This window comes from Pseudomonas sp. S11P7 (genome assembly GCF_023195435.1).
Taxonomy (GTDB): Bacteria; Pseudomonadota; Gammaproteobacteria; order Pseudomonadales; family Pseudomonadaceae; genus Aquipseudomonas; species Aquipseudomonas fluorescens_G.
Genome location: NZ_JALPKS020000002.1, coordinates 6,203,241 through 6,228,592 on the forward strand (window position 1 = coordinate 6,203,241; position 25,352 = coordinate 6,228,592).

Annotated in this window: 20 protein-coding genes; 14 read left to right on the forward strand and 6 right to left on the reverse strand. The window is 61.1% G+C overall.

Annotation, left to right across the window (positions count from 1 at the left end; all coding sequences use genetic code 11):
- Positions 1-26: 26 nt before the first annotated feature.
- The 4 genes from rsmA to M0746_RS28365 are packed head-to-tail and all read right to left on the reverse strand — an operon-like array spanning position 27 to position 5,926.
- Entirely contained in the window at positions 27-845 is an 819-nt protein-coding gene (rsmA, locus tag M0746_RS28350; RefSeq protein WP_258451377.1) for a 16S rRNA (adenine(1518)-N(6)/adenine(1519)-N(6))-dimethyltransferase RsmA, read from the reverse strand.
- On the reverse strand, positions 842-1,831 hold the full coding sequence (gene pdxA / locus M0746_RS28355; RefSeq protein ID WP_258451378.1) for a 4-hydroxythreonine-4-phosphate dehydrogenase PdxA: 990 nt from the start codon (positions 1,829-1,831) through the stop codon (positions 842-844). The genes rsmA and pdxA overlap by 4 nt, the downstream gene beginning before the upstream one ends.
- Entirely contained in the window at positions 1,828-3,150 is a 1,323-nt protein-coding gene (gene surA / locus M0746_RS28360; protein ID WP_208939535.1) for a peptidylprolyl isomerase SurA, read from the reverse strand. Before surA ends, pdxA begins: the two co-directional genes overlap by 4 nt.
- Entirely contained in the window at positions 3,125-5,926 is a 2,802-nt protein-coding gene (locus tag M0746_RS28365; RefSeq protein ID WP_258451379.1) for an LPS-assembly protein LptD, read from the reverse strand. Before M0746_RS28365 ends, surA begins: the two co-directional genes overlap by 26 nt.
- Before the next feature lie 130 nt (positions 5,927-6,056).
- Here M0746_RS28365 and M0746_RS28370 point away from each other — a divergent pair, with 130 nt between their 5' ends.
- From M0746_RS28370 to M0746_RS28380, 3 genes are read left to right on the forward strand one after another with little or no spacing between them, the layout of a single operon-like run.
- Positions 6,057-7,076, forward strand: coding sequence for an aminoglycoside phosphotransferase family protein (locus M0746_RS28370; RefSeq protein ID WP_258451380.1), 1,020 nt, complete (start codon positions 6,057-6,059; stop codon positions 7,074-7,076).
- Positions 7,073-7,744: an N-acetylmuramate alpha-1-phosphate uridylyltransferase MurU gene (gene murU / locus M0746_RS28375; protein WP_258451381.1), complete on the forward strand. Its 672-nt coding sequence runs from the start codon at positions 7,073-7,075 to the stop codon at positions 7,742-7,744. The genes M0746_RS28370 and murU overlap by 4 nt, the downstream gene beginning before the upstream one ends.
- A 1-nt stretch (position 7,745) precedes the next feature.
- The gene (locus M0746_RS28380) at positions 7,746-8,513 is read left to right on the forward strand and encodes a TerB family tellurite resistance protein (protein WP_258451382.1); all 768 of its coding nucleotides are present in this window, start codon (positions 7,746-7,748) and stop codon (positions 8,511-8,513) included.
- Between the two features lie 135 nt (positions 8,514-8,648).
- Here M0746_RS28380 and M0746_RS28385 read toward each other — a convergent pair whose 3' ends face one another.
- The gene (locus tag M0746_RS28385) at positions 8,649-9,638 is read right to left on the reverse strand and encodes an alpha/beta hydrolase family protein (protein WP_258451383.1); all 990 of its coding nucleotides are present in this window, start codon (positions 9,636-9,638) and stop codon (positions 8,649-8,651) included.
- Between the two features lie 73 nt (positions 9,639-9,711).
- Here M0746_RS28385 and M0746_RS28390 point away from each other — a divergent pair, with 73 nt between their 5' ends.
- The 10 genes from M0746_RS28390 to trpE all read left to right on the forward strand — a co-directional run bounded on the left by M0746_RS28390 (position 9,712) and on the right by trpE (position 22,262).
- Positions 9,712-12,108, forward strand: a complete 2,397-nt coding sequence (locus M0746_RS28390; protein WP_258451384.1) for a PAS domain-containing sensor histidine kinase — start codon at positions 9,712-9,714, stop codon at positions 12,106-12,108.
- An 85-nt stretch (positions 12,109-12,193) separates the two neighbouring features.
- On the forward strand, positions 12,194-12,823 hold the full coding sequence (locus tag M0746_RS28395) for a response regulator (protein ID WP_090286829.1): 630 nt from the start codon (positions 12,194-12,196) through the stop codon (positions 12,821-12,823).
- Between the two features lie 348 nt (positions 12,824-13,171).
- Positions 13,172-14,296 (forward strand): ABC transporter ATP-binding protein, encoded by a 1,125-nt coding sequence (locus tag M0746_RS28400; RefSeq protein WP_208939542.1) that lies wholly within the window; start codon positions 13,172-13,174, stop codon positions 14,294-14,296.
- Between the two features lie 48 nt (positions 14,297-14,344).
- Positions 14,345-15,388 carry an ABC transporter substrate-binding protein gene (locus tag M0746_RS28405; protein ID WP_258451385.1) on the forward strand — a complete coding sequence of 348 codons (1,044 nt, stop codon included), beginning with the start codon at positions 14,345-14,347 and terminating at the stop codon, positions 15,386-15,388.
- Positions 15,389-15,586: 198 nt separating this feature from the next.
- Positions 15,587-16,834 carry an ABC transporter permease gene (locus tag M0746_RS28410; RefSeq protein WP_090286823.1) on the forward strand — a complete coding sequence of 416 codons (1,248 nt, stop codon included), beginning with the start codon at positions 15,587-15,589 and terminating at the stop codon, positions 16,832-16,834.
- Between the two features lie 12 nt (positions 16,835-16,846).
- Positions 16,847-17,671, forward strand: coding sequence for an ABC transporter permease (locus M0746_RS28415; RefSeq protein WP_093097808.1), 825 nt, complete (start codon positions 16,847-16,849; stop codon positions 17,669-17,671).
- Positions 17,672-17,957: 286 nt separating this feature from the next.
- Positions 17,958-19,106, forward strand: a complete 1,149-nt coding sequence (locus M0746_RS28420) for an iron-containing alcohol dehydrogenase (protein WP_258451386.1) — start codon at positions 17,958-17,960, stop codon at positions 19,104-19,106.
- 114 nt (positions 19,107-19,220) lie between these two features.
- Positions 19,221-19,895: a ribulose-phosphate 3-epimerase gene (gene rpe, locus M0746_RS28425; protein ID WP_007918813.1), complete on the forward strand. Its 675-nt coding sequence runs from the start codon at positions 19,221-19,223 to the stop codon at positions 19,893-19,895.
- A complete protein-coding gene (locus M0746_RS28430; protein WP_258451387.1) occupies positions 19,892-20,710 on the forward strand; it encodes a phosphoglycolate phosphatase in 819 nt (272 codons plus the stop codon). Before rpe ends, M0746_RS28430 begins: the two co-directional genes overlap by 4 nt.
- A gap of 70 nt (positions 20,711-20,780) precedes the next feature.
- On the forward strand, positions 20,781-22,262 hold the full coding sequence (gene trpE, locus M0746_RS28435) for an anthranilate synthase component I (RefSeq protein WP_258451388.1): 1,482 nt from the start codon (positions 20,781-20,783) through the stop codon (positions 22,260-22,262).
- 173 nt (positions 22,263-22,435) lie between these two features.
- On the opposite strand, the gene estP is transcribed toward trpE, so the two are convergent.
- On the reverse strand, positions 22,436-24,343 hold the full coding sequence (estP, locus tag M0746_RS28440; protein WP_258451389.1) for an esterase EstP: 1,908 nt from the start codon (positions 24,341-24,343) through the stop codon (positions 22,436-22,438).
- A gap of 408 nt (positions 24,344-24,751) precedes the next feature.
- Between estP and M0746_RS28445 the strand changes: the two genes are divergently transcribed.
- Entirely contained in the window at positions 24,752-25,345 is a 594-nt protein-coding gene (locus tag M0746_RS28445; RefSeq protein ID WP_258451390.1) for an aminodeoxychorismate/anthranilate synthase component II, read from the forward strand.
- Positions 25,346-25,352 lie beyond the last annotated feature (7 nt).

Consider the following 25,352-nt stretch of genomic DNA (forward strand, 5'->3'; position numbering starts at 1 on the left):
TGCTGCCCGATAGCGTTCATCGCCGGTCAGTCGGCGACAGGGGCGGCCGGGACTTGTACGGCGAGCTGGTCGGCCAGGCGCACGAACGCGGCCAGATCCAGTTGCTCGGGACGCAGGCTGCCGTCGACGCCGGCGGCTTCGATTTCGGCATTGCTGAGCAATTGCTTGAGAGTATTGCGCAAGGTCTTGCGGCGCTGGTTGAACGCTTCGCGCACAACACGCTCCAGCAACTTGTGATCCTTGGCCGGGTGCGGCAGCACCGCGTGCGGCACCAGACGAACGATCGCCGAATCAACTTTCGGTGGCGGGTTGAACGCGCCCGGGCCGACGTTGAACAGGTGTTCGACGCGGCAGTGGTATTGAACCATGATCGACAGGCGACCCCAGTCACCACCGCCAGGGCCTGCGGCCAGACGCTCGACCACTTCTTTTTGCAGCATGAAGTGCATGTCACGAATGATGCCGGCGTTGTTCAGCAGGTGAAAAATCAGCGGCGTCGAGATGTTGTACGGCAGGTTGCCGACCACACGCAGGCTGTTCGGCGCGGCGTTGAGCGTGTTGAAGTCGAACTTCAGCGCATCGCCCTGATGCAGGTTGAAGTTGCTCTTGCCGGCAAACTGCTGGTTGAGAATCGGGATCAGGTCCTTGTCCAGTTCCACCACATCAAGCTGCGCGCCGGAGGACAGCAGGCCGGCGGTCAGTGCGCCCTGGCCCGGGCCGATTTCCAGCAGGCGATCATCGGCCTTGGCATGGATGGAACGCAGAATGCGGTCGATAACGCCGGCATCGTGCAGGAAGTTCTGACCAAAGCGTTTGCGCGCCTTGTGTTGGTATTGCTCGTTCATAAACGGGTCTCGGCCATCTGGTAGGCGGTTTCCAGGGCGACTTGCAGGCTACCGGTGTCGATCTTGCCGCTGCCGGCCAGATCAAGCGCGGTGCCATGATCGACCGATGTGCGGATGATCGGCAGGCCCAGCGTCACGTTGACCGCAGCGCCGAAGCCTTTGTACTTCAGCACGGGCAGGCCCTGGTCGTGGTACATCGCCAGCACTGCATCGCAGTGCTCCAGATATTTGGGGGTAAACAGAGTGTCGGCAGGCAGCGGGCCACGGAGGTCCATGCCCTCGCCGCGCAGGCGTTCCAATGTCGGTTCGATGATGTCGATTTCTTCACGGCCCAGATGACCACCTTCGCCGGCGTGCGGATTGAGTCCGCACACCAGAATCCGTGGCTGGGCGATGCCGAATTTGTTCTGCAGGTCGGCATGCAGGATGCGCGTTACCCGCTCCAGCCGCTCTGGCGTTATTGCATCGGCAATCTCGCGCAGGGGCAGGTGAGTGGTGACCAGGGCCACGCGCAAACCGCGAGTGGCGAGCATCATCACTACTTGCGCGGTGTGCGTCAGGTCAGCGAGAAATTCGGTGTGCCCGGAGAACGCAATGCCTGACTCGTTGATCACGCCCTTGTGCACGGGCGCGGTGATCATCCCGGCGAAGTCGCCGTTCAGGCAGCCGTTGCCGGCGCGGGTCAGGGTTTCGAGAACGAACGCCGCGTTGGCCTTGTCCAGTTGCCCGGCCGCCACGGGGGCGCTCAGTGGCGTATCCCAGACATACAGGCTGTTGGCTGGCGCCGGAGCGTCCGGCCAGTGATCAGGGCCGACATCGAGCAAGTCGACAGCCAGCCCCAGCTGCACGGCCCGCTCAAGGAGCAGGTCGCGGCTGGTGATGGCAATCAGGGGGTGTGGCTGGGCTTGCGAGGCGAGCAGCAGGCACAGGTCGGGACCGATGCCGGCTGGTTCGCCGGGTGTCAGCGCGAAACGCTTGGGTTTCACTGCGCTGCCTGGTCTGCACCAGGAAGTTTGATCTCTACGTACGCTTCGTCACGGATCTGACGCAGCCAGGTTTGCAGCTCCTCGTCGTACTTGCGGTTACGCAGGACGGTCATGGCTTGCTGCTCGCGGGCCTGTTCGGTGCTGTCGGTGGCGCGACGGCCGAGGACTTCCAGAACATGCCAGCCGTATTGGGTCTGGAATGGCTTGGACAGTTGACCTTGCGGGGTCTTGGCCATCACTTCGCGGAATTCCGGAACCAGTACGTTCGGGTCGATCCAGTTCAGGTCGCCGCCGTTGAGCGCCGAACCCGGATCTTCGGAGTAGTTTTTCGCCAAGGTGGCGAAATCTTCCCCGGCGGTGATGCGCTCATACAGCGACTTCACCAGCGCCTCGGTCTTGGCTTCGTCGCGAATCGGGCTCGGCTTGACCAGAATATGACGAACATGCACTTCGTCGCGCATCTGCGCTTCGCCGCCACGTTTGCCCAGCAGTTTCAGGATGATGAAACCGCCCGGCGTGCGCGCAGGTTGAGTGATGTCGCCAACGGCCATGCTGCTCAGCTCGCGATCGAACGGCGGTGGCAATTGCGCGGCTTTACGCCAGCCCATGTCGCCGCCTTCCAGTGCGTTGTCGCTGCCCGATTTTGCCACGGCCATCTGACCGAAGTCGGCGCCTTGCTTGAGCTGCTGGTAAACCTCCATGGCCTGACGTGCGGCGCTCTGAATCGCTTCGGAGTTGGCGCTTTCCGGTGTCGGAATCAGGATGTTGGCCAGGTGCAATTCTTCGGACAGTTGCATCTTGCCCAGGTCGGAGGCGAGAAAGTTCTTCACTTCCTGCTCGGAGACCTGAATGCGTTCCGCGACACGACGCTGACGCACGCGGCTGATGATCATCTCGCGGCGGATCTGGTCGCGTGCGTCGTCATAAGACAGGCCATCGCGTGCCAGAGCCGCACGGAACTGATCGATGCTCATATTGTTGCGCTGGGCAATGGTGCCGACTGCCTGGTTCAGCTCTTCATCGGTGATGCGGATGCCGGAGCGTTCGCCGATCTGCAGTTGCAGGTTTTCGACGATCAGGCGTTCGAGCACCTGTTGGTCCAGCACGCCCGGAGGCGGCAAGCCGCCGCCACGCTTGGCGATGGTCTGCTGCACTTCGTGGACGCGCTGGTCCAGCTGGCTCTGCATGACCACGTCGTTGTCGACGATCGCTACCACTTTATCGATGGACTGTACGGCGGCGTTGGCCGCCGTACCCAGGAACAGCGCGCCCAGCATCAGCGGGCGCAGACAATCAGAAAGCTTGGTCTTCACGTTCACGATAACCTTGAATGCCTTTGTCGAGGAAGCTCTCTACCTTGGCGCCGGTGAGGCCGCCGAGTCCCTTCAGAACAATTTGGAGGAAGACGCCATGGTCGCCTTTTTCGTTTTGCGGAGCTTCCTGGCTGAACTCGTCATAGGAAACCCAGTAACGGTTGATCAGGCGCAGTTTCCAGCAGCAGTTGTCGTATTCGAAACCGCCGAAAGCTTCCAGCGTACGGTTGCGGTTGTAGTCGTACTGCCAGCGGCTGATGGCGTTCCACTGCGGAACGATCGGCCAGATGACCGAGAAGTCATGCTGCTGGATCTTGTAGTAGTCCTTCACGTAGCCAGGGGTGCCCGGCGTGCCGTAATCACCGCCGCCCACCGACCATTTACCGGTGTTCTGGTCGAAGCGCACCTGGTCGTTGCGATAGCGATAGCCAAGGTTGACGACCTTGTTCGGGTTGTCTTCAGGCTGATAATGGAACATTGCACTGCCGGAACGCGGGCTGTGGCTATCCGGATCCCAGTTGTAGTCGGCCGTGGTGCGCCAGTCGCGGTTCCAGCGGTACTCGTATTCAAGCGCGTAAGGCGAGACGTTGGATCTGGCGTCATCGCGGTCCTTGAATGCGATACCGGGCAATTGAACCTCACGGTCCTTGAAGTACAAGGCTTGACCGACACTGATGCGCTGACGTTCGAAACCATCGTCTTCGATCCAGCGGCTGGTCACACCCAGCGACAGTTTGTTCTCGTCGCCGACGCGGTCAGCACCGGAGAAACGATTGTCGCGGAACAGCGAGGCGTAGTTGAAGGTGTATTCACTGGTGTCGAATACCGGAATGTCCTCCTGATCCACCTCGGGTACATAGAGGTAGAACAGACGTGGTTCCAGAGTCTGACGGTAGTTTTTGCCGAAGTACGAAGTATTGCGGTCAAAGTACAGGCCACCGTCAATGCTGGCGATTGGTACGCCGCGGTTCTGGTTGCTGTCGAATTCGCCGTTAAGCTTCTTCTGCTCGGCGGTCATCACATCGATCTGCGATTTGCCGGTGTTGTCCAGATCAAGCTGGTACTGCGTGTACTGGTACTTCAGCGATGGCTTGAGGAAGCCATAGGTCCAGTTCATCGGCAGACTGACGCCCGGCTTCAGATTCAGACGGTCGCCGTTGGCGCGGGCCAGACCCTGGATATTGTTGTCCAGGCGAGACTCGGTGGTGATGCCGTCTTCCTGAACAAACGTGCCACTGCGCAAGTCACGATCGAAACGAACCAGCTCGGTTTCGTAATCGAAGTTCAAGCCTTCCGGGTGATACGGCAGTTGACCGTTGAAGGTGATCTGCGGCAAGCGACCGTAAGGCGTGATGTTCGAAACAGTCGCCAACTGGTACTGCTGTGCATTCAGGCGGGCGGTATAGCTGTCGCCGCGATAGGTGACAGCGCCTTGCTGGTTAACGAAATCTTCGCTCTTGACGCCGATCTGATCGGTTTGCAGATCCTGGAAATAATACGGATCGCTGATCTTCGTGTAGTCAACTTCGGTGAGCACGCGGGAGTCGAGACCGCCCTTGTGCTGCCAGTTGTACATGTAACGCGTGTCCTTGTAATCGGACTGGCGCTTGCGGTCGTCATCTTCGTCATTCAGATAAGCCGCACCGAACTGACCTTCACTCGACTTGGTCAGGTAACGGAACTCGCCTTCCACCAGCATGCCGCGCTTGCTCATGTAACGCGGGTACAACGTGGCGTCGTAGTTAGGCGCCAGGTTGAAGTAGTACGGCGTGACCAGCATGAAGCCGGTATCGCTGCCGCTGCCGATGGTCGGCGGCAGGAAGCCCGACTGACGACGATCGTCGATCGGGAAGTAGATGTACGGCGTGTACAGGATTGGAATGTCTTTGACGCGCAACGTCACGTTGGTCGCGGTACCGAAACCGGTGGCCGGGTTCAGGGTGATGTTGTTGCCTTTGAGCTGCCACGCGTTGCTGTTCGGTTCGCACGTGGTGTACGTGCCGTCCTTCAAGCGGATGATCGCGTTTTCGGCACGCTTGGCATACAGCGCGTTACCGCGGATGCGCGATTTGTGCATCACGTATTCGGCGTTGTCGATCTTGGCTTCGCCGGTGTCGAGCTGCACATCGGCGTGATCGCCAACAATCAGCGCGCCGTTGTCGCGGATGCGTACGTCGCCATTGAGTTCGGCGCGGCTCTCGGCCTGGTACAGGCTGGCCTCGTCGGACTCGACCTGCATGCTGCCCTGACGCAGGACGACATCACCGGCCAGCGTACCGACTTGATCATCGGTGTTATAGCGCGAGGCTTTTGCGCCGATAAAGGTCGGAGCATCGCTTTTGTTCGTCTTGTCGTTCATGCCAGGACGAGTCGGCTCGATGTAGGCGCCGGAGCAGTAAGGCCCGGTCTCGGCCAGTTGGGCGGCGGTGAGTTTCTCGCGCGGAACCCAGTCGAGGTGACTGTAGTCTTCGCTACGGGATTTCAGACCGCGGCCCTTGGCTTCGGTGACGAGTGCGGTTTTCGGGCCGGTGTCGGCCGTCGAACCGTTCTCGCTCGGCGCATCGCCGGTGGCGCTGACGGCACTGCCGTCATGCACCGGGCGCGGCGGCAACGCAGCGGCCGGTGATTTGGGCGCACAGTCCCAACCACCCGTAGCCGAGACGGAGCAGTCATACTGCTCGGCGGCAACAACGAATTGACTGGCCAGAGGTTGCATAGCCAGCAGACTGCCGGTTACCAACAACGGAAATTTTTTACGAAACGCGGGGGATTTCAATGCCATCTTATTAGTCCGGGCTTCCTGCGTGCCATCTGCCCGCGGTGTGGGCCGCACGCCTCTCGATGGTCTGAAAAAGATGCTGGATAATAAAGCATGACCCGCTTGACGGCTAGCGCCGTCGGAGACCCTTGCAATGCCTGACCAAGATGTACGCTTGCAACACCTGAACGTTTGGCTCGATGAGCAGTTGGCAAATCTGTTTGCGCAACAAGGCTGGGGCACCGTGCCCCCGGCCACGTTGACCGCGGCCAGCAGCGACGCGAGTTTTCGCCGTTACTTCCGCTGGGAAGGTGAGGGTCGCAGCTTCGTCGTGATGGACGCGCCGCCGCCGCAGGAAAACTGCAAACCGTTCGTGGATATCGCCTTTTTGCTGGCGAAATCCGCAATCAACGTGCCGAAAATTTATGCCGAAGACCTCGAGCGCGGCTTTCTTTTGCTCAATGACCTGGGTAACCAGACTTATCTCGACGTGATCGATAGCGAAAATGCCGACGCCTTGTTCGACGATGCGCTGCAAGCTTTGCTGGCGTTTCAGCAATTGCCGATGGTTGCGCCACTGCCGAGCTACGACGTTGCCTTGCTGCGCCGTGAACTGGAATTGTTCCCGCAGTGGTACGTGAAACATGAGCTGGGCATTGAGTTCGATGCGGCTCAACAACAGCAATGGCAACACATCAGCGATCTGCTGATCGACAGCGCGCTGGCCCAGCCGAAAGTGCTGGTGCACCGCGACTACATGCCGCGCAATCTGATGCTCAGCGAGCCCAATCCCGGTGTGCTGGATTTCCAGGATGCGGTCTACGGCCCGGTGACCTATGACGTCACTTGCCTGTTCAAGGACGCGTTCCTCAGCTGGCCTGAAGAGCGCGTGCGCGGCTGGCTGGAAAAATACTGGCAGCAAGCCTTGGCCCTGAATATTCCGGTGCAGGCTGATTTTGACGATTTCCTGCGCGCCAGCGACCTGATGGGTGTGCAACGCCACTTGAAGGTCATCGGTATTTTCGCGCGCATCTGCCACCGCGATGGCAAACCGCGTTATCTGGCCGACGTGCCGCGCTTCTTCTCTTATATAGAAGCGGTGATTGCCCGTCGTCCCGAACTGGCGGAACTGCAAGTGCTGTTCAGCAGCTTGCGCGCTGGAGCGACGGCATGAAGGCAATGATTCTGGCGGCAGGCAAAGGCGAGCGCATGCGCCCGCTGACCCTGACCACCCCTAAACCGCTGGTGCGTGCCGGCGGCGTGCCGTTGATCGAATATCACCTGCGCGCCCTCGCGGCGGCTGGCTTCGACGAAATCGTGATCAACCACGCCTGGCTCGGTCAGCAGATCGAGAACCATTTGGGGGATGGCTCGCAGTTCGGCCTGAGCATCCAGTACTCGCCGGAAGGTGAGCCACTGGAAACCGGCGGCGGGATATTCCGAGCGCTGCCGCTGTTGGGTGACGATGCGTTTCTGGTGGTCAACGGCGACATCTGGACCGATTACGATTTCAGCGTCCTGCATCAACCGATCCCCGGGCTGGCGCATCTGGTACTGGCGGACAATCCGGCGCATCACCCCAACGGCGATTTCTCCCTGGTCGACGGCAAGGTGCAGGACGGCCAGCCGAATGCACAGACCCTGACTTACAGCGGCATCGCCGTGCTTCATCCGCAATTGTTCGACGGCTGCAGCGACGGTGCTTTCAAACTTGCGCCACTGCTGCGCAAAGCCATGGCGGCCGGCGAGGTCAGCGGCGAGCGATTGAAAGGGCACTGGGTGGATGTCGGCACGCATGAGCGGCTGGCCGAAGCTGAAACCTTGATAAAAGCGAGTCGCTGATATGTTGTGGCCAGGGACTCTGATTGGAGCCGGAGCGGGTTTTGCGATTGCCAGCATTCCGGGGGCCATGCTTGGGGCATTGTTGGGGCAGGCGCTGGATCGGCGCCTGAATCTGCAAAGCTGGGGGCATTTGCGGGAAAGACTTGGCGGCCGGCCGATGTTGCGCAACGACGAACTGTTGTTCGTGTTGCTCGGGCGGCTGGCCAAAAGTGACGGTCGAGTGACCGACGGGCATATCCAGCAGGCACGCAATGAAATGCGCGCCCTGGAGATGAGCGAGCCGGCCACGCGCCGGGCCATTGCGGCATTCAACCGTGGCAAGTCCGGCAACGACAATCTGCGCGGTTATCTGCGCCGCCTGAGCGCGCAGCCGCATGCCGCCGAAGGCGTGTTGCGCGCTTGTTGGCGGATGGTCTGGGCCGATGGTCGCGCCGGTGTCAGTGAGCGTGAGCTGCTGGCACAGTGGGGCAAGTGGCTGGGCTGGACGCCGCAGCAGGTGCAGGCGCTGGCCAGTGATTACGAACCGGGCAAGCGGCCGATCGTCAGCGCGGCGGTGAGTTATCAGGACGCGATGAAGTTGCTCGGCGTCTCGGCGAGCAGCGAACCGGCGCAGATCAAGCGCGCTTATCGGCGCCTGCTCAGTCGCCACCATCCGGACAAGATTGCCGGTAGCGGGGCGTCAGCGGCGCAGGTGCGCGAGGCGACGGAGCGTACGCGCGAACTGCATAATGCCTACACGTTGATTCGCGAGCGGCGCGATTTTCGCTAACCGTCAGTTGTATGTCGTCGGATCTGGCCCTTCGCGAGCAGGCTCGCTCCCACAGGTGATTGCATTTCAACTGACGAAATGCGAACGAATGTGGGAGCGAGCCTGCTCGCGAATGAGGGCACCTCGGTTCAACGGTCAGTCCGGATTTTGCGGGTTCAGCCACCCGCGCACCCGACGCAACAGTTGCACTTCCTCAGCTTTTTTATCCGGCAATGCCTTGAGCGCCACCTGGCTGAACGCCGAAGTCTTCAGGCGTTTGCTCGCCTGCATGCGCTCCAGTGCGGCGTTGCGATCCAGCGGCTTGTCCATGTAGAAAATATCTACGGTCGGCAGCTTCAATGTCGGCGTCAGCTCGGCCAATGGCGGCAGGACCTTGGCCGGTGCCTGCGCATCAACCATGACGAACTTCTCGACTTGCGCCGTTTGCTTCTCGCTCAGATAGCGCCCCGCCCAGTAAGCGCCGGTGCCATGGCCGAGCACGACGATGCTGCGCGCGCTCTGCTGTTCGGCATAGGCAATCGCCGCGTCGATGCGCGCGAAGATGCGTTCGGCATCAGCCCGGGATTGGTCCTCGGTGGTTTCGGCGACGACCTGATCCACCACCTCGGCCTCACCGCCAGCGGCCTGCTCGATCGGCTGCGCGGTAGTTGAATCCTTGCTGCCGGTTTCAGGTGCTTTCGCTGCAGCGGCGGGCTCGACGACACGGGGTGCGATGGCATCGCTTTGCAGATCGGGCAGGGTGATACTCAGGCTGCTCCACTGCGCATCCGGCAGTTTGCGCCGCAACGGGCCGATTGCCTGCGGCCAGTCCGCGGTTTCGCCGGCGCCAGGAATGATGATCACTGCGCCCTTGGGTTCGGCCGTGTTGGCCGGTTTCCAAAGTGCCAGGAAAGTTTCGCTGCCGGCCTGCAGTTGTTGTTGCTCTTGCGCCGGCAGGAGACGTTCCAGTGCAGCGGCTTCTTCCTGACTACGCTCAAGCAAGGGCTGGCGCTCCACCGGTTTCTCTTCGGCGGTTTTTTCTGCTGTGGCGGCAGGCGCCGGATCGGCGGCTTCGACGGAAAACGCACAAGGCAGGATCAGCGACAGGCACAATGCTGGCATTGCCAGGCGATTAACAAAGGGCATCGGTTATTCCAGGCCAGAAAGTATCCCGGCAGCCTAATGGGTTGGTCAGAATTTGTCAGTGTATGAGACTTCAATGAAGCGATTTTGCTGCCTGTGGGTTATCGGCTGTTTTTGGCTTCCCTTGATGGGCTGGGCCGCGCCTGCGCCGCCTGCACACCTTGCGCAATTGTCGGCGAGCCAGCAGCAGTGGCTGGCGCTGCACAATGAGCTGCGCGTCGGTCTGGTCTTGCAAGCGCCGTACGCGACGTACGATCGGCGTTTGCAGCGACTGTCGGGTGCCAATGTCGAGCTGATGAAGCTGTTGGCGAAAGCGCTGAATATCGAGCTGAGCTGGCGCAACTTTCAAGACCTCGGACAATTGGAAAACGCCTTGCGCGACGGCGAAATCGACATTGCCCCAGGTCTCAGCCAGACCCCGAGCGCGTTGCGCCTGTGGCAATTTTCAGATCCCTATATGCGCGTACCGCAACTGGTGGTCAGTGACCAGAAAGGCGCCGGCGTGGTCGATCTGGAAAAACTCGACAGCCAGACCCGCGTTGCCGTGCGCATGCCGAGCACCACCGCCGATTACCTGCGCAGCAACTATCCGCACCTGAACCTGCAAGGCGTGCCGCTCGAGCGGCAGGCGTTGCAGTTGCTGTTGAGCCAGCAAGCCGCTTACGCCGTAGTCGATGAAGCCCAGCTGGGGCGGCTGTCGGTCGAGCCGGAGTTCGCCGAGCTGGTGGTGGTCGGCGATATCGGTCTGCCGCAACTGCTGCGAGTGGCCACGCGCCGTGATTGGCCGGAACTGGCCGGCATCGTCCAGAGTGCTTTGCGCGCAATTCCGGCCAAGGATCTGGAACAGCTGCACAACCAGTGGCTGCAACCGAAATATCCACGGTTGTCGGAATCGCCAGGGTTCTGGCAGAACCTCAGCCTGTTGTTTGCGGTGATGCTGCTCAGTTGTGCCGCCATCGTGTTCTGGCAGCGGCGCCAGCAGCACAGCCTGGAACAGCGTCTGCTTGCCGCGCGTGAAGACATCGCCTTGCGCGCCGCCAGTGAAGAGGCCTTGCGCCTGACACAATTTTCCATCGATCAGAGCACCGTCGGCATCCTCTGGGTCAACTGGGACAGTCATGTGCGCTACGCCAATCGCGCGGCGGAAAGCATGCTCGGCTACTGCGCCGGTGGCTTGATCGAACGCCCGCTGATCGACTTTGAGCCGGGCCTGCACATGGATCGCTGGCTCAACCTGTGGAAACGCGCGCGGACCAGTGAAGAGGGGCCGCTGAGTTTCGAAACCAGTTGCGTGCGTGCCGACGGCAGTGTTCTGCCAGCGGACGTGTCGCTGAGTTTTCTGCGTTTTCGCGACAGTGAATACCTGGTGGTCTACCTCACCGACGTCACCGAACGGCGTCGCGCCCTGGCGGCGTTGCAGGAAAGTGAAGCGCGCCTGCAGGGCATCGCCGCCAACGTGCCGGGGCTGGTGTTCCGTCTGGAGCGGGCGCCGGTCACCGGGCAGATCGATTTTGCCTATATCAGCGAAGGCAGTGAAAGTCTGGTCGGTTACGCCCCGGCCGTCATCGCCCATCGCGACATGGGCCTGCGCGGTCTGGTGCACCCGGACGACAAGGCCAGTTATCACCGCACTCAGGATCAGGCCCTCGACAGTGACAGCGACTGGTCATGGCAGGGGCGCATCCTCACGCGTCAGGGCGAGCAGCGCTGGGCCGAGATCAAGGCGATCACCCGGCGACTGGAGGACGGCGCGTATGTCTGGGACGGCATCGTCTGGGACATCAGCGAAAGCAAACGCATCGAGCTGGAACTCGCCGCCTCGCGTGAACAGCTGCGCGAATTGTCGGCGCACCTTGAAAGCGTGCGCGAAGAAGAGAAGGCGCGAATCGCCCGCGAAGTCCATGATGAGCTGGGGCAGATGCTCACCGTGCTGAAACTGGAAACGTCGATGTGCGAACTGGCGTATGCGCAACTCGATCCCGGTCTGCATGAGCGGTTGAACAGCATGAAGCGCCTGATCGCCCAGTTGTTTCAGCTGGTGCGGGATGTGGCAACGGCGCTGCGGCCACCGATTCTCGATGCCGGCATTGCCTCGGCGATCGAATGGCAGGCGCGGCGGTTCGAAGCGCGTACGCAGATTCCGTGTCTGGTGCAGGTGCCGGACAATCTGCCGGCGCTCAGCGATGCCAAAGCGGTGGGGCTGTTCCGGATTTTGCAGGAAGCCCTGACCAATGTGATGCGCCATGCCCAGGCGCACACGGTGGAACTGACGCTGGCGCTGGAAGGCGAGGAGTTGTGTCTGACCGTGAGCGATGATGGCGCAGGATTTGTTGCCGCTACCGGTCGGCCGACTTCGTTTGGCCTGGTCGGCATGCGCGAGCGGGTGCTGATCATGGGCGGGCAGTTGCTGCTTGAGAGTGTGCCGGGGGAGGGCACCAGTCTGGTGGTGCGGGTGCCGGTGGGTGAGGTTTGAAGATTTGTGGTGCTTGGGCTGACGCTATCGCGAGCAGGCTCGCTCCCACAGGGATTGGTGTGTACCTGAAATCTGGAGAGAAAAATTGATCCGTGTACTGGTAGCCGAAGACCACACCATCGTCCGCGAGGGCATCAAGCAATTGATTGGCCTGGCCAAGGACCTGCAAGTGGTCGGCGAGGCGAGCAATGGTGAGCAATTGCTGGAAACCCTGCGCCATGTGCCGTGCGAAGTGGTGCTGCTGGACATCTCCATGCCCGGGGTCAATGGCCTCGAGGCGATTCCGCGCATCCGTGCGTTGAACAATCCGCCGGCGATTCTGGTGTTGTCGATGCACGACGAAGCGCAGATGGCCGCCCGCGCATTGAAAGTCGGCGCGGCCGGTTATGCGACCAAGGACAGTGATCCGGCGCTGTTGCTCACGGCGATCCGCAAAGTTGCCGCGGGCGGGCGTTACATCGACCCGGAACTGGCCGACCGCATGGTGTTCGAAGTCGGCCTGACCGATGCGCGGCCGCTGCATTCGCTGCTGTCCGAGCGCGAGTTCTCGGTATTCGAGCGCCTGGCTCAGGGCGCCAATGTCAACGATATCGCCCAGCAACTGGCGCTGAGCAGCAAGACCATCAGCACGCACAAGGCGCGCCTGATGCAGAAGCTCAACATCACCTCGCTGGCCGAACTGGTCAAATACGCGATGGAACACAAGCTTCTCTGAATCCACCACAAATTCCTGTGGGAGCTGGCTTGCCAGCGATGAGGCAATGTCAGTCACATCTATGTCGGCTGACCCACCGCTATCGCTGGCAAGCCAGCTCCCACAGGGTTCTCTGTTTAGCCTGAGAATGTAGGCATATCCATTAGCGACAAGTGCTTTTGCCGTTGCTTGCGGCTTGCAGCTCAACCCTCGCAACTGCCTTGTCCATTAGCGCCATCCTTGTAGGGCAATCCCTACCCCCAACCTTCCATCCGGCTTAAGCCATTCTCTCCTGCGCCCCGATTTGCGCGGCTGTCAGCAGCCACTAGGCTTACCCCACAAGCAGTCATCCACAACAAAGGTGCGGGTATGAGCCAGGTCGATTCAAACGCAGGGGCCAGTGATGTACTGGTCAGCTTTCGTGGTGTGCAGAAGAGCTACGACGGCGAGAACCTGATCGTCAAAGACCTTAACCTCGACATTCGCAAAGGCGAATTCCTCACCCTGCTCGGGCCGTCCGGTTCCGGCAAGACCACCAGCCTGATGATGCTTGCCGGTTTTGAAACGCCGACTGCTGGCGAAATTCTGCTGGCCGGGCGCTCGATCAACAACGTGCCGCCGCACAAGCGCGACATCGGCATGGTGTTTCAGAACTACGCATTGTTCCCGCACATGACCGTGGCGGAAAACCTCGCCTTCCCGTTGACCGTGCGAGGCCTGAACAAAAGCGACGTCAGCGAGCGGGTGAAGAAAGTCCTCAGCATGGTCCAGCTCGATGCCTTCGCTTCGCGCTATCCGGCGCAGCTGTCCGGTGGTCAGCAACAGCGTGTGGCATTGGCCCGCGCGTTGGTGTTCGAACCGCAACTGGTGCTGATGGATGAACCGCTGGGCGCCCTCGACAAGCAACTGCGCGAACACATGCAGATGGAAATCAAACACCTGCACCAGCGCCTCGGCGTGACCGTGGTCTATGTAACCCATGATCAGGGCGAAGCGTTGACCATGTCTGACCGTGTCGCCGTGTTCCATCAGGGTGAAATCCAGCAGATCGCCCCGCCACGTACGCTTTATGAAGAGCCGAAAAACACCTTCGTCGCCAACTTCATCGGCGAGAACAACCGCCTCAACGGTCGCCTGCTCAGCCAGAGCGGCGAGCGCTGCGTGGTCGAGCTGGGCCGTGGCGAGAAAGTCGAGGCGTTGGCGGTGAACGTCGGCCAGACCGGCGAGCCGGTGACCCTGTCGATCCGTCCGGAGCGGGTCAGTCTCAACGGTTCCAGTGATCAATGCGTCAACCGCTTCTCAGGGAGGGTGGCGGAATTCATCTATCTGGGCGACCACGTCCGGGTGCGCCTGGAAGTCTGCGGCAAGACCGACTTCTTCGTGAAACAACCGATTGCCGAGCTCGATCCAGCGCTCAGCGTCGGCGACGTGGTGCCGCTTGGCTGGCAGGTCGAGCACGTACGCGCACTCGATCCTCTTTCAGAGGCGCATTAAGCGCCCCGGCAATACCAACACCAACCCTGCACGTGGAGAGAACAATAAATGTTGAGATCCCTGAAGTTCACCGCCCTGACCTTGGGCCTGATGGGTGCGACCGGCGCAATGGCCGCCGGCCCGGATTTGACCGTGGTGTCGTTTGGCGGGGCGAACAAGGCTGCGCAAGTCAAAGCCTTCTATGCGCCGTGGGAAGCGGCGGGCAACGGCAAGATTGTCGCCGGTGAATACAACGGCGAGATGGCCAAGGTCAAAGCCATGGTCGATACCAAGAGCGTGTCGTGGGATCTGGTCGAAGTGGAATCGCCAGAGCTGTCCCGTGGTTGCGATGAAGACATGTTCGAGCAACTCGATCCGGCGTTGTTCGGCAAGACCGAAGACTACGTCAAAGGCGCGATTCAGCCATGCGGCGTGGGCTTCTTCGTTTGGTCGACCGTACTGGCGTACAACGCCGACAAGCTGAAAACCGCACCGACCAGCTGGGCCGATTTCTGGGACACCAAGAAATTCCCGGGCAAGCGTGGCCTGCGCAAAGGCGCCAAGTACACCCTCGAGTTCGCTCTGATGGCCGATGGTGTCGCGCCGAAAGACGTCTACAAAGAGCTGGCGAGCAAGGGCGGTCAGGATCGCGCCTTCAAAAAGCTTGATGAGCTGAAACCAAGCATCCAGTGGTGGGAGGCCGGTGCACAACCGCCGCAGTACCTCGCGTCCGGTGACGTGGTGATGAGCTCGGCCTACAACGGTCGTATCGCTGCGGTGCAGAAAGAATCCAACCTGAAAGTGGTGTGGAACGGCGGCATCTACGACTTCGACGCCTGGGCCATCCCGAAAGGTCTGGACGCCAAGCGTGCCGAAGCGGCGAAGAAATTCATCGCCTACTCGGTGCAGCCGCAGCAGCAGAAGATCTACTCGGAAAACATCGCCTACGGCCCGGCCAACACCCAAGCCGTACCGCTGTTGGCCAAGGACGTCCTGAAGGACATGCCGACTACCCCGGAAAACATCGCCAACCAGGTGCAGATCGACGTCAGCTTCTGGGCGGACAACGGCGAGCAACTGGAGCAGCGCTTCAATTCCTGGGCGGCCAAATAAGCCGAGCATACGGGCCGATGGCTTTCCGGATGATCGTTCCCACGCTCTGCGTGGGAATGCCGCCCGGGACGCTCCGCGTCCCCGTGTGACGCAGAGCGTCACTGTATTCATTCCTGTGCTGCGCGTGGGAACGATCACTGGCAAAAGTTCGAGGTGGCTCGCCACCTCTGTAACGATCAAAGATTTGCGGAGTACGTCATGGCCATCGCCGTTCCCCTGAACGAGGGCGCCAGCCCCACCTTGAAGCAGAAGCTCAAGCGCGCCGAGCGGGTTAACCGCTGGAAGGCGCAAGCGCTGATTGCGCCGCTGGTGCTGTTTCTGTTGCTGGTGTTTCTGGTGCCGATCGTGGCGCTGCTCTACAAAAGCGTCGGCAACCCTGAAGTGGTCGGCGGCATGCCGCGCACTGTCACTGCCATCGCGAGTTGGGACGGCCGCGGCCTGCCCGCCGAACCGGTGTACAAAGCCGCCAGCGAAGACCTCGCCGAAGCACGCAAAAACCAGACGCTGGGCGATCTGTCCAAGCGCTTGAACATGGAGTTGGCCGGCTATCGCAGCCTGCTGACCAAAACCGCCCGGGCGCTGCCGTTCGCCAGCGAACCGGCCTCGTATAAAGAAGCCCTCGAAGGCCTTGATGAACGTTGGGGCGACCCGGCCTACTGGCAAGCGGTCAAACGCAACACCAGCAGCATCACGCCTTATTACCTGCTGGCGGCGGTCGACCATCGTATCGACGACCTCGGCGAACTGGCCCCGGCGACCCCGGACCAGGCGATTTATCTCGACATCTTCGCCCGCACGTTCTGGATGGGCCTGGTCATCACGGTGATCTGCCTGCTGCTCGCCTATCCCTTGGCCTACCTGCTGGCGAATCTGCCGTCACGGCAGAGCAACCTGCTGATGATTCTGGTGCTGCTGCCGTTCTGGACCTCGATCCTGGTGCGGGTCGCGGCGTGGATCGTGCTCCTGCAGTCGGGCGGCCTGATCAACAGCGCATTGCTGGCCATGGGTATCATCGACAAGCCGCTGGAACTGGTGTTCAACCGCACCGGCGTGTACATCTCGATGGTGCACATTCTGCTGCCGTTCATGATCCTGCCGATCTACAGCGTGATGAAAGGCATCTCGCCGACCTACATGCGCGCGGCGATTTCCCTTGGCTGCCACCCGTTCGCCAGCTTCTGGCGGGTGTACTTCCCGCAGACCTACGCCGGTGTCGGCGCTGGCTGCCTGTTGGTGTTCATCCTCGCCATCGGCTACTACATCACCCCGGCGCTGCTCGGCAGCCCGAACGATCAAATGGTCAGCTACTTCGTCGCCTTCTACACCAACACCAGCATCAACTGGGGCATGGCCACCGCACTCGGCGGGCTGCTCTTGCTGGCGACCGTGGTGCTTTATCTGATCTACAGCTGGCTGGTCGGCGCCAGTCGCCTGCGCTTGAGCTAAGGGGAATTCGAAATGCTCAGTCCTTACATGTCGCCCATCGAACGGGTGTGGTTCTACAGCCTGCGGATCCTTTGCGGCCTGATCCTGCTGTTCCTGATCCTGCCGGTGCTGGTGATCGTGCCGCTGTCGTTCAACTCCGGCAGTTTCCTGGTCTATCCGCTGCAGGGGTTTTCATTGCAGTGGTACCACGACTTCTTCGCTTCGGCGGAATGGATGCGCGCATTGAAGAACAGCATCATCGTCGCCCCGGCCGCGACGGTGCTGGCGATGATCTTCGGTACGCTGGCGGCGATCGGCCTGACCCGGGGCGACTTCCCCGGCAAGTCGCTGGTGATGGCGCTGGTGATTTCGCCGATGGTGGTCCCGGTAGTGATCATCGGTGTGGCGAGTTACCTGTTCTTTGCACCGCTCGGGCTGGGTAACAGCTTCTTCTCGCTGATCGTTGTGCACGCGGTGCTCGGTGTGCCGTTCGTGATCATCACCGTGTCGGCGACGTTGCAGGGGTTCAATCACAATCTGGTGCGGGCGGCGGCGAGTCTCGGTGCTTCGCCATTGACCGCATTTCGCCGGGTGACCTTGCCGCTGATTGCGCCGGGGGTGATTTCCGGGGCGCTGTTTGCCTTTGCGACGTCGTTTGATGAAGTGGTGGTGACGCTGTTTCTCGCCGGTCCTGAGCAGGCGACCTTGCCACGGCAGATGTTCAGCGGGATTCGCGAGAACCTCAGCCCGACGATTGCGGCGGCAGCGACGTTGTTGATCGCGTTCTCCGTAATCCTGCTGCTGACGCTGGAATGGCTACGCGGGCGTAGTGAAAAATTGCGTACCGCCCAGGTTTAACGGCCAGATCAAAAGCTACCCCACTCACCCCAGCCCTCTCCCCAAGGGGGCGAGGGGGAAAGGGAGCCGATCTCGGTGTGCTTCAAAATCTGTGTTCGACTCGGTATTGCGAGTCGGCGTACCTCCAACATCCACCGCGGTCAGTCCCCTCTCCCTCCGGGAGAGGGCTAGGGTGAGGGGCTCTTGATCTTGACCTTATCCAGCATTCACCAACTGAATCACAGACAACCCCAAATCCCCAGCTAATCTTGTGCCCAGCTCCCCTATTTATAAGAGGCTGCGCCCAATGAATCTGTCCCAGTTCAAAATCGCTCACAAGCTGATCACCGGTGCCGCAGCCATCGAACAACTGGCCGCCGAGCTCACCCGCCTAGATGTCGATAATCCACTGATCGTCACCGACGCCGCGCTGGTCCAGTCCGGCACCGTTGAGCTGGCGCTGGCGCAACTGGGCGGGCGTGACTACGAGATCTTCGACCGTGTATTGCCCGACCCGGAAATCGCCATCGTCGAAGACTGCATGCGCGCCTATCGCGAAGGCGGGCATGACGGCTTGATCGGGCTGGGCGGCGGCAGTGCCATCGACATTGCCAAGAGTGTCGCCGCCTACGCCGGTTACCACGGTGCGCTGGAAGATCTGTTCGGCGTCGACCAAGTGCCGCGCAAAGGCCCGCCGCTGATCGCCATCCCGACCACCGCCGGCACCGGTTCCGAGGTGACCAACGTGGCGATTCTTTCCGACAAGGTCGCGCAACTGAAGAAAGGCATCGTCAGCGACTATCTGTTACCGGACGTGGCGTTGGTCAGCCCGCAGATGACCCTGACCTGCCCGCGAAGCGTCACCGCCGCCAGCGGTGTCGATGCGCTGGTGCATGCCATCGAATCCTATTTGTCGGTTAACGCCTCGCCGATCACCGACTCCCTGGCCATCGGCGCCATCAAACTGATCGCCAGCGCCTTGCCCAAGGCCTACGCCAACGGCGCCAACCTGCAAGCCCGCGAAGACATGGCCACCGCCAGCCTCATGGCGGGTATGGCGTTCGGCAATGCCGGGGTCGGCGCGGTGCATGCGCTGGCGTATCCGTTGGGCGGGCGCTTCAACATTGCCCATGGCGTCAGCAATGCCTTGCTGCTGCCGTATGTCATGACCTGGAACAAGATGGCCTGCGTCGAGCGCATGCAGGATATTGCTGAAGCCATGGGGCTGAAGACTGCGCATCTGAGTGCGGCCGAAGCGGCGGACAAAGCCGTGCAGGCGATGGCCGATCTGTGCGCAACCGTGGAAATCCCGGCCGGGCTGCGCAGTTTCGGCGTGCCGGAAGACGCCATTCCGGCGATGGCCGTGGAAGCGGCGGGGATTGAGCGGCTGATGCGCAACAACCCGCGCAAACTCAGCGCTGCCGACATCGAGAAGATCTACCGCGCGGCTTATTGAGTCCGCGCCGGTCACCGGTCATGGCACAACCCAATCATCGCGGTCACGGTGCGCGCGTGGAAACTTGAGGTATACAATGCGCGCCATCGTGATTTAGCTCAGCACAGGTGCGTCATGCAGCCCTTCGTAATTGCTCCGTCGATCCTCTCCGCCGACTTCGCCCGCCTCGGCGAGGAAGTGGACAACGTTCTCGCCGCCGGCGCCGACTTCGTCCACTTCGACGTCATGGACAACCACTACGTGCCGAACCTGACCATCGGCCCGATGGTCTGCGCGGCTCTTCGCAAGTACGGCGTGACCGCGCCGATCGACGCGCACCTGATGGTCAGCCCGGTGGATCGCATCGTCGGTGACTTCATTGAAGCCGGCGCCACCTACATCACCTTCCACCCGGAAGCCACGCTGCACGTTGATCGCTCGCTGCAACTGATCCGTGAAGGCGGCTGCAAGTCCGGTCTGGTGTTCAACCCGGCGACCCCGCTGGACGTGCTCAAGTACGTGATCGACAAGGTCGACATGGTGCTGCTGATGAGCGTCAACCCAGGCTTCGGCGGGCAGAAGTTCATTCCCGGCACCCTCGACAAACTGCGCGAAGCGCGGGCGATCATCGATGCATCGGGGCGTGATATCCGTCTGGAGATCGACGGCGGCGTCAACGTCAACAACATCCGTGAAATCGCCGCCGCTGGCGCCGACACTTTCGTTGCCGGCTCGGCGATCTTCAACGCACCGAACTATCAGGAAGTCATCGACAAGATGCGCTCCGAACTGGCGCTGGCCCGCCCATGAGCGGGTTCGAGCAGCTGTTCCCGGGGAAACTGCCACGGCTGGTGATGTTCGATCTGGATGGCACGCTGATCGATTCGGTTCCGGACCTGGCAGCGGCGGTGGACAACATGCTGCTCACCCTCGGGCGGCCGCCTGCGGGCATCGACGCGGTACGCCAGTGGGTCGGCAACGGCGCGCCGGTGCTGGTGCGTCGCGCGTTGGCCGGGGGTATCGATCATTCGGCGGTGGATAACGCCGAGGCCGAACGCGCGCTGGAAATTTTCATGCAGGCCTACGGCGCCAGCCATGAGCTGACCGTGGTCTACCCCGGTGTGCGCGACACCTTGAAGTGGCTGCACAAGCAAGGCGTGGCCATGGCGCTGATCACCAACAAGCCGGAGCGCTTCGTCGCGCCGCTGCTGGATCAGATGAAGATCGGTCGCTACTTCAAATGGATCATTGGCGGCGATACCTTGCCGCAGCAGAAGCCCGATCCGGCAGCGCTGTTCTTCGTGATGAAAATGGCCAATATCCCGGCCTCGCAATCGTTGTTCGTCGGCGACTCGCGCAGCGACGTGCTGGCGGCGAAAGCGGCGGGGGTCAAGTGTGTGGCGCTCAGTTACGGCTACAACCATGGCCGGCCGATCGCCGAGGAATCGCCGGCGCTGGTGATCGACAATCTGCGCGAGTTAATTCCCGGTTGCCTCGGTTCAGCCGCTGAGATAACGTTGCCCGACGCTGCTCAATCCCGTTCTGGAAACGCCATCGTGGTGGTCACTCGCAAACTCTGGATGAAAGTCATCAAGGCCCTGGCCCGCTGGCGTTGGCGCGCCTGACTTGTTCCTGGCCGGCCTGCCGGCGCGTTTGCATACCTGACCGATTGCCCCTCACACCACGAGGCACCTCATGATCCGCGAAGAATTCCTGCGCTTGGCCGCTGACGGCTACAACCGCATTCCGCTGGCCTGCGAAACCCTGGCCGACTTCGACACACCGCTGTCGATCTACCTGAAACTGGCCGACCAGCCCAACACCTACCTGCTCGAATCGGTGCAGGGCGGCGAGAAATGGGGCCGTTACTCGATGATCGGCCTGCCGTGCCGCACCGTTCTGCGTGTGCACGACCATCATGTCAGCATCACCGTCGATGGCGTCGAGACCGAAAGCCATGACGTTGAAGACCCACTGGCTTTCGTCGAAACATTCAAGGCGCGCTACAACGTGCCGACCATCGCCGGCCTGCCGCGTTTCAACGGCGGCCTGGTCGGTTACTTCGGTTACGACTGCGTGCGTTATGTCGAAAAACGTCTGGGCAAATGCCCGAATCCCGATCCGCTCGGCGTGCCGGACATTCTGCTGATGGTCTCCGACGCGGTTGTGGTGTTCGACAACCTCGCCAGCAAGATGCATGCGATCGTGCTCGCCGACCCGGCGCAGGCCGATGCCTTTGAACAAGGTCAGTCGCGTCTGCAGGAGTTGCTCGAGCAGCTGCGCCAGCCGATCACCCCGCGTCGTGGCCTGGACTTCAGCAAGCAGCAGTCGGCTGATCCGGTATTCCGCTCAAGCTTCACCCAGAACGATTACGAAAAAGCCGTCGACACCATCAAGGAATACATCCTTGCCGGCGACTGCATGCAAGTGGTGCCGTCGCAGCGCATGTCGATCGACTTCAAGGCTGCGCCGATCGATCTGTACCGCGCGCTGCGTTGCTTCAACCCGACGCCGTACATGTACTTCTTCAACTTCGGCGACTTCCATGTCGTCGGCAGTTCGCCAGAAGTGCTGGTGCGCGTTGAGGACAACCTGATCACCGTGCGCCCGATCGCCGGCACCCGACCTCGCGGTGCCACCGAGGAAGCCGATGTGGCGCTGGAGCAGGATCTGCTCTCCGACGACAAGGAAATCGCCGAGCATCTGATGCTGATCGACCTGGGCCGCAACGACACCGGGCGTGTTTCGGAAATCGGTTCGGTGAAGCTCACCGAGAAAATGGTCATCGAGCGTTATTCCAACGTGATGCACATCGTGTCCAACGTCACCGGCCAGTTGAAAGCCGGGCTGACTGCGATGGATGCGCTGCGGGCGATTCTGCCGGCGGGCACCCTGTCGGGCGCGCCGAAGATCCGCGCGATGGAAATCATCGACGAACTCGAGCCGGTCAAGCGTGGCGTGTACGGCGGTGCAGTCGGTTACTTCGCCTGGAACGGCAACATGGACACCGCGATCGCCATCCGCACCGCGGTGATCAAGAACGGCGAACTGCACGTACAGGCCGGTGGCGGCATCGTCGCCGACTCGGTGCCGGCGCTGGAATGGGAAGAAACCCTGAACAAACGCCGGGCGATGTTCCGCGCCGTGGCGCTGGCCGAGCAAACCCCGGACGCCTGAGACACGCAATTTCCCCTGTGGGAGCGAGCCTGCTCGCGAAGAGGGTGTGTCAGTCACCATTGATGTTGGCTGACCCAGCGCTTTCGCGAGCAGGCTCGCTCCCACATGTGGTTTTGTGTCGAAGCATAAAAAAGCGGCGCTTGTGAAGGCGCCGCTTTTTTTACATCTGCAAATCAGAAGTCCAGCACCACCCCGACATTCAACCCCTGCTGCTTGAAGTCGTCATCCTTGCGGAACGTGTACCCGCCGCGCAGCGCCAGATCCGCAGTGAGCTTGTGGCTGACACCCAGGCTCAGACGGTTCAGGTGGCTGGCCGGCGTGTAGCCTTCCAGGGTGAAGTCATTCGCCGGCAGGGTGTTGAGCGCGATATTGACCTTCTGCACGTCATCTTCGTATTCGCGCTCGTGGGCGTACTCGCCGTACACCTGGGTTTGCGGAGTGAAGTTGTACTTGCCTTGCAAACCAAGACCGAGACGTTTCGAATCACGGCTCTGATCGTCGAAGGTCAGCGCCGTGGCGCGGGTGCTCTTCTCTGAGTAACCGTCGACATCGACGCTGGCGTAATCGGCGCTGACGAAAGGCGACAAGTGCCACTCGCTGCCCGGCTGGGCAATGTCATAGCCGATGCGGGTACTGAACGCCCACAGGCTGCCGTCGGTATCGCCTTTCTCGGCACCCTCGCTGGCGCCCAGATCGAACTTGCGCTTGAGGTTGTCGTAGTCGAGCTTGCCGCCGGTCAATGCCATGTCGGCCCACCAGCGATTCTGCTGGAACTGGGCAAATGCCGTGGCCATGTAGCTGTTGAGTTTGTAGTCCGAGTCGTTATGCCCGGCCTCCAGGTTCTGCCGGTACAAACCTGCCGCCACGCCAACACGCCAGGCGTCGTTCAAGCGATAGCTGCCACCGACGTTGAGGTTGTAACCACTGCCGTCGGCGCTGGCGCCGCTGCTTTGGCTGTCGACGTCCAGATGTTGCCCGCCCGCCGAAACAATCGCGCGCCATTGGCCGACCGCTTGCCAGTTTTCCCAGTCGGCCTGCCATTGGCTGCGCAGTTCGTCCTGATGCGCGCGCACGGTGGAGTGGGCCATTTCCGGTAGCAGGGTCAATTCCCAGGGTGCGGCCAGCAGAGAGTAGGCGTAGTCGGCGATCAGTTTTTGCCCGGCTTCGGTCGGGTGTACGCCATCGTTGTAGATCAGTTTGGTCGGATCCGGCGTGGCGCTGTTGATCCCGTAGCGGGCGTTTTCCGTGCAGCTATTGCCACTGAAGCAGGTCGCGGTGAGGTTCTGGTCAGTCGCCAGACCGAAGCGTCCCGGATCGGCGAACACTTCGGATAGCAGCACCGGAATGTTCAGCGGAATGACTTCGGCGTTGATGCCTTGCAGGCGTGTCACCAGCTGGCTGTTGAACTGGTTGGCGAGGGTGCTGCTGAACGCTTGCAGCGGCGTACCGTTGATCGCCGGAGTCAGGCCTACGTCGGGCAGGAGCCAGACCATCACGTATTTGGCGCCGGCGGTTTGCAGGGTTTGCACACTGTCGGCCAGCCGATCAGCGGCGGCATTGGCCTGGGGCAGGCTGAGAATGCGCCCCTGCAGGAAATCGTTACCGCCCCCGGAAATGTAATAGAGCGCATTGGGGTCCGCGCGAAAGCCGTTCGATGGAAGGTAACCGGGGCGCGTGCGTTCGCCGGTGGCCGACTGGCTGGTGATCGAGTCGAGAATCTGATCGGTGCGATAACCGCCTACTGCCCAGTTGTTGCCATCGGGCTGACCGTTCTCGGCGCGCACGGCGGAGCTGGAAGACGCTGACTGATCTGCGCTGAAGCCCAGACGTCCGCCAAGCAGTTGTGTGGAGTTCAATGAATACACCTCACCACTGCCATCCTGATAGACCGGCCCGGTGCGGTTGGTATAACGCTCGGTCGAGCCAGCCGGGCCGCCTGCGTCGGTGAAGGTGCCGGCATCGTTGAGGCTATCGCCGAAAACCACGAAATTCGAATAAGGATTAGGTGCTGCATTCGCCTGAGCACAAGCCAGTGCAAGCAGGCATCCGGCCAGCGGTACAAACAGCGTCTGTCTGATCATGAGCAAGTCCGTTTATTTATTGTTGTAGGTGAACGAAACGACAGTACCAAAAACTCCCGGCGTTTTGCCATCGGTCGCGAATCTCTGCGTAGGATTTATCCCCCGTGCCCCGGCCATATTGCACGCTCCGTTCAGCTAAGTTACTGTGCCGGAACGCATGAACGAGACCTTCCCCGTGTTGATCACCAGCAAACTTCTGGATCAAGTCATCAAGGCACACGCCCGCTGGCGTTGGCGCGCCTGAATCTTTTCTGCCGGCCCTGCCGGATCTGTATCGCTTTGCCTTCCTTGCCTGTCTGAAATGCCGCTGTGCCGACGCACCTGATTGCGTCCGACATCGTGCAGCGCCCTGCGGGCAAGTGTTCTGAAGGCTGTTTTCAAATCAGAATTCAAGAGGTTCGACACGCCATGTTGCTGATGATCGACAACTACGACTCCTTTACCTACAACGTTGTGCAGTACCTCGGCGAGCTGGGTGCCGAGGTCAAAGTGGTGCGCAACGACGAACTGACCATCGCCGAAATCGAAGCGCTCAACCCCGAGCGCATCGTGGTCTCCCCCGGGCCATGCACGCCGACCGAAGCGGGCATTTCCATCGATGCGATCAAGCACTTCGCCGGCAAGCTGCCGATTCTCGGTGTCTGCCTCGGCCACCAGTCCATCGGTCAGGCCTTCGGCGGCGACGTCGTGCGAGCGCGGCAAGTGATGCACGGTAAGACTAGCCCGGTATTCCACGAGGACAAGGGCGTCTTTGCTGGCCTGAATCATCCGTTGACCGTCACCCGCTACCATTCGCTGATCGTCAAGCACGAAAGCTTGCCCGATTGCCTGGAGCTGACCGCATGGACACAGCACGATGACGGTTCGGTTGACGAAATCATGGGCCTGCGTCACAAGACCCTGAATATCGAAGGCGTACAGTTTCACCCCGAGTCGATCCTCACCGAACAGGGCCATGAACTGTTTGCCAACTTTCTCAAACAAACCGGCGGCACGCGCTAAGGACTTT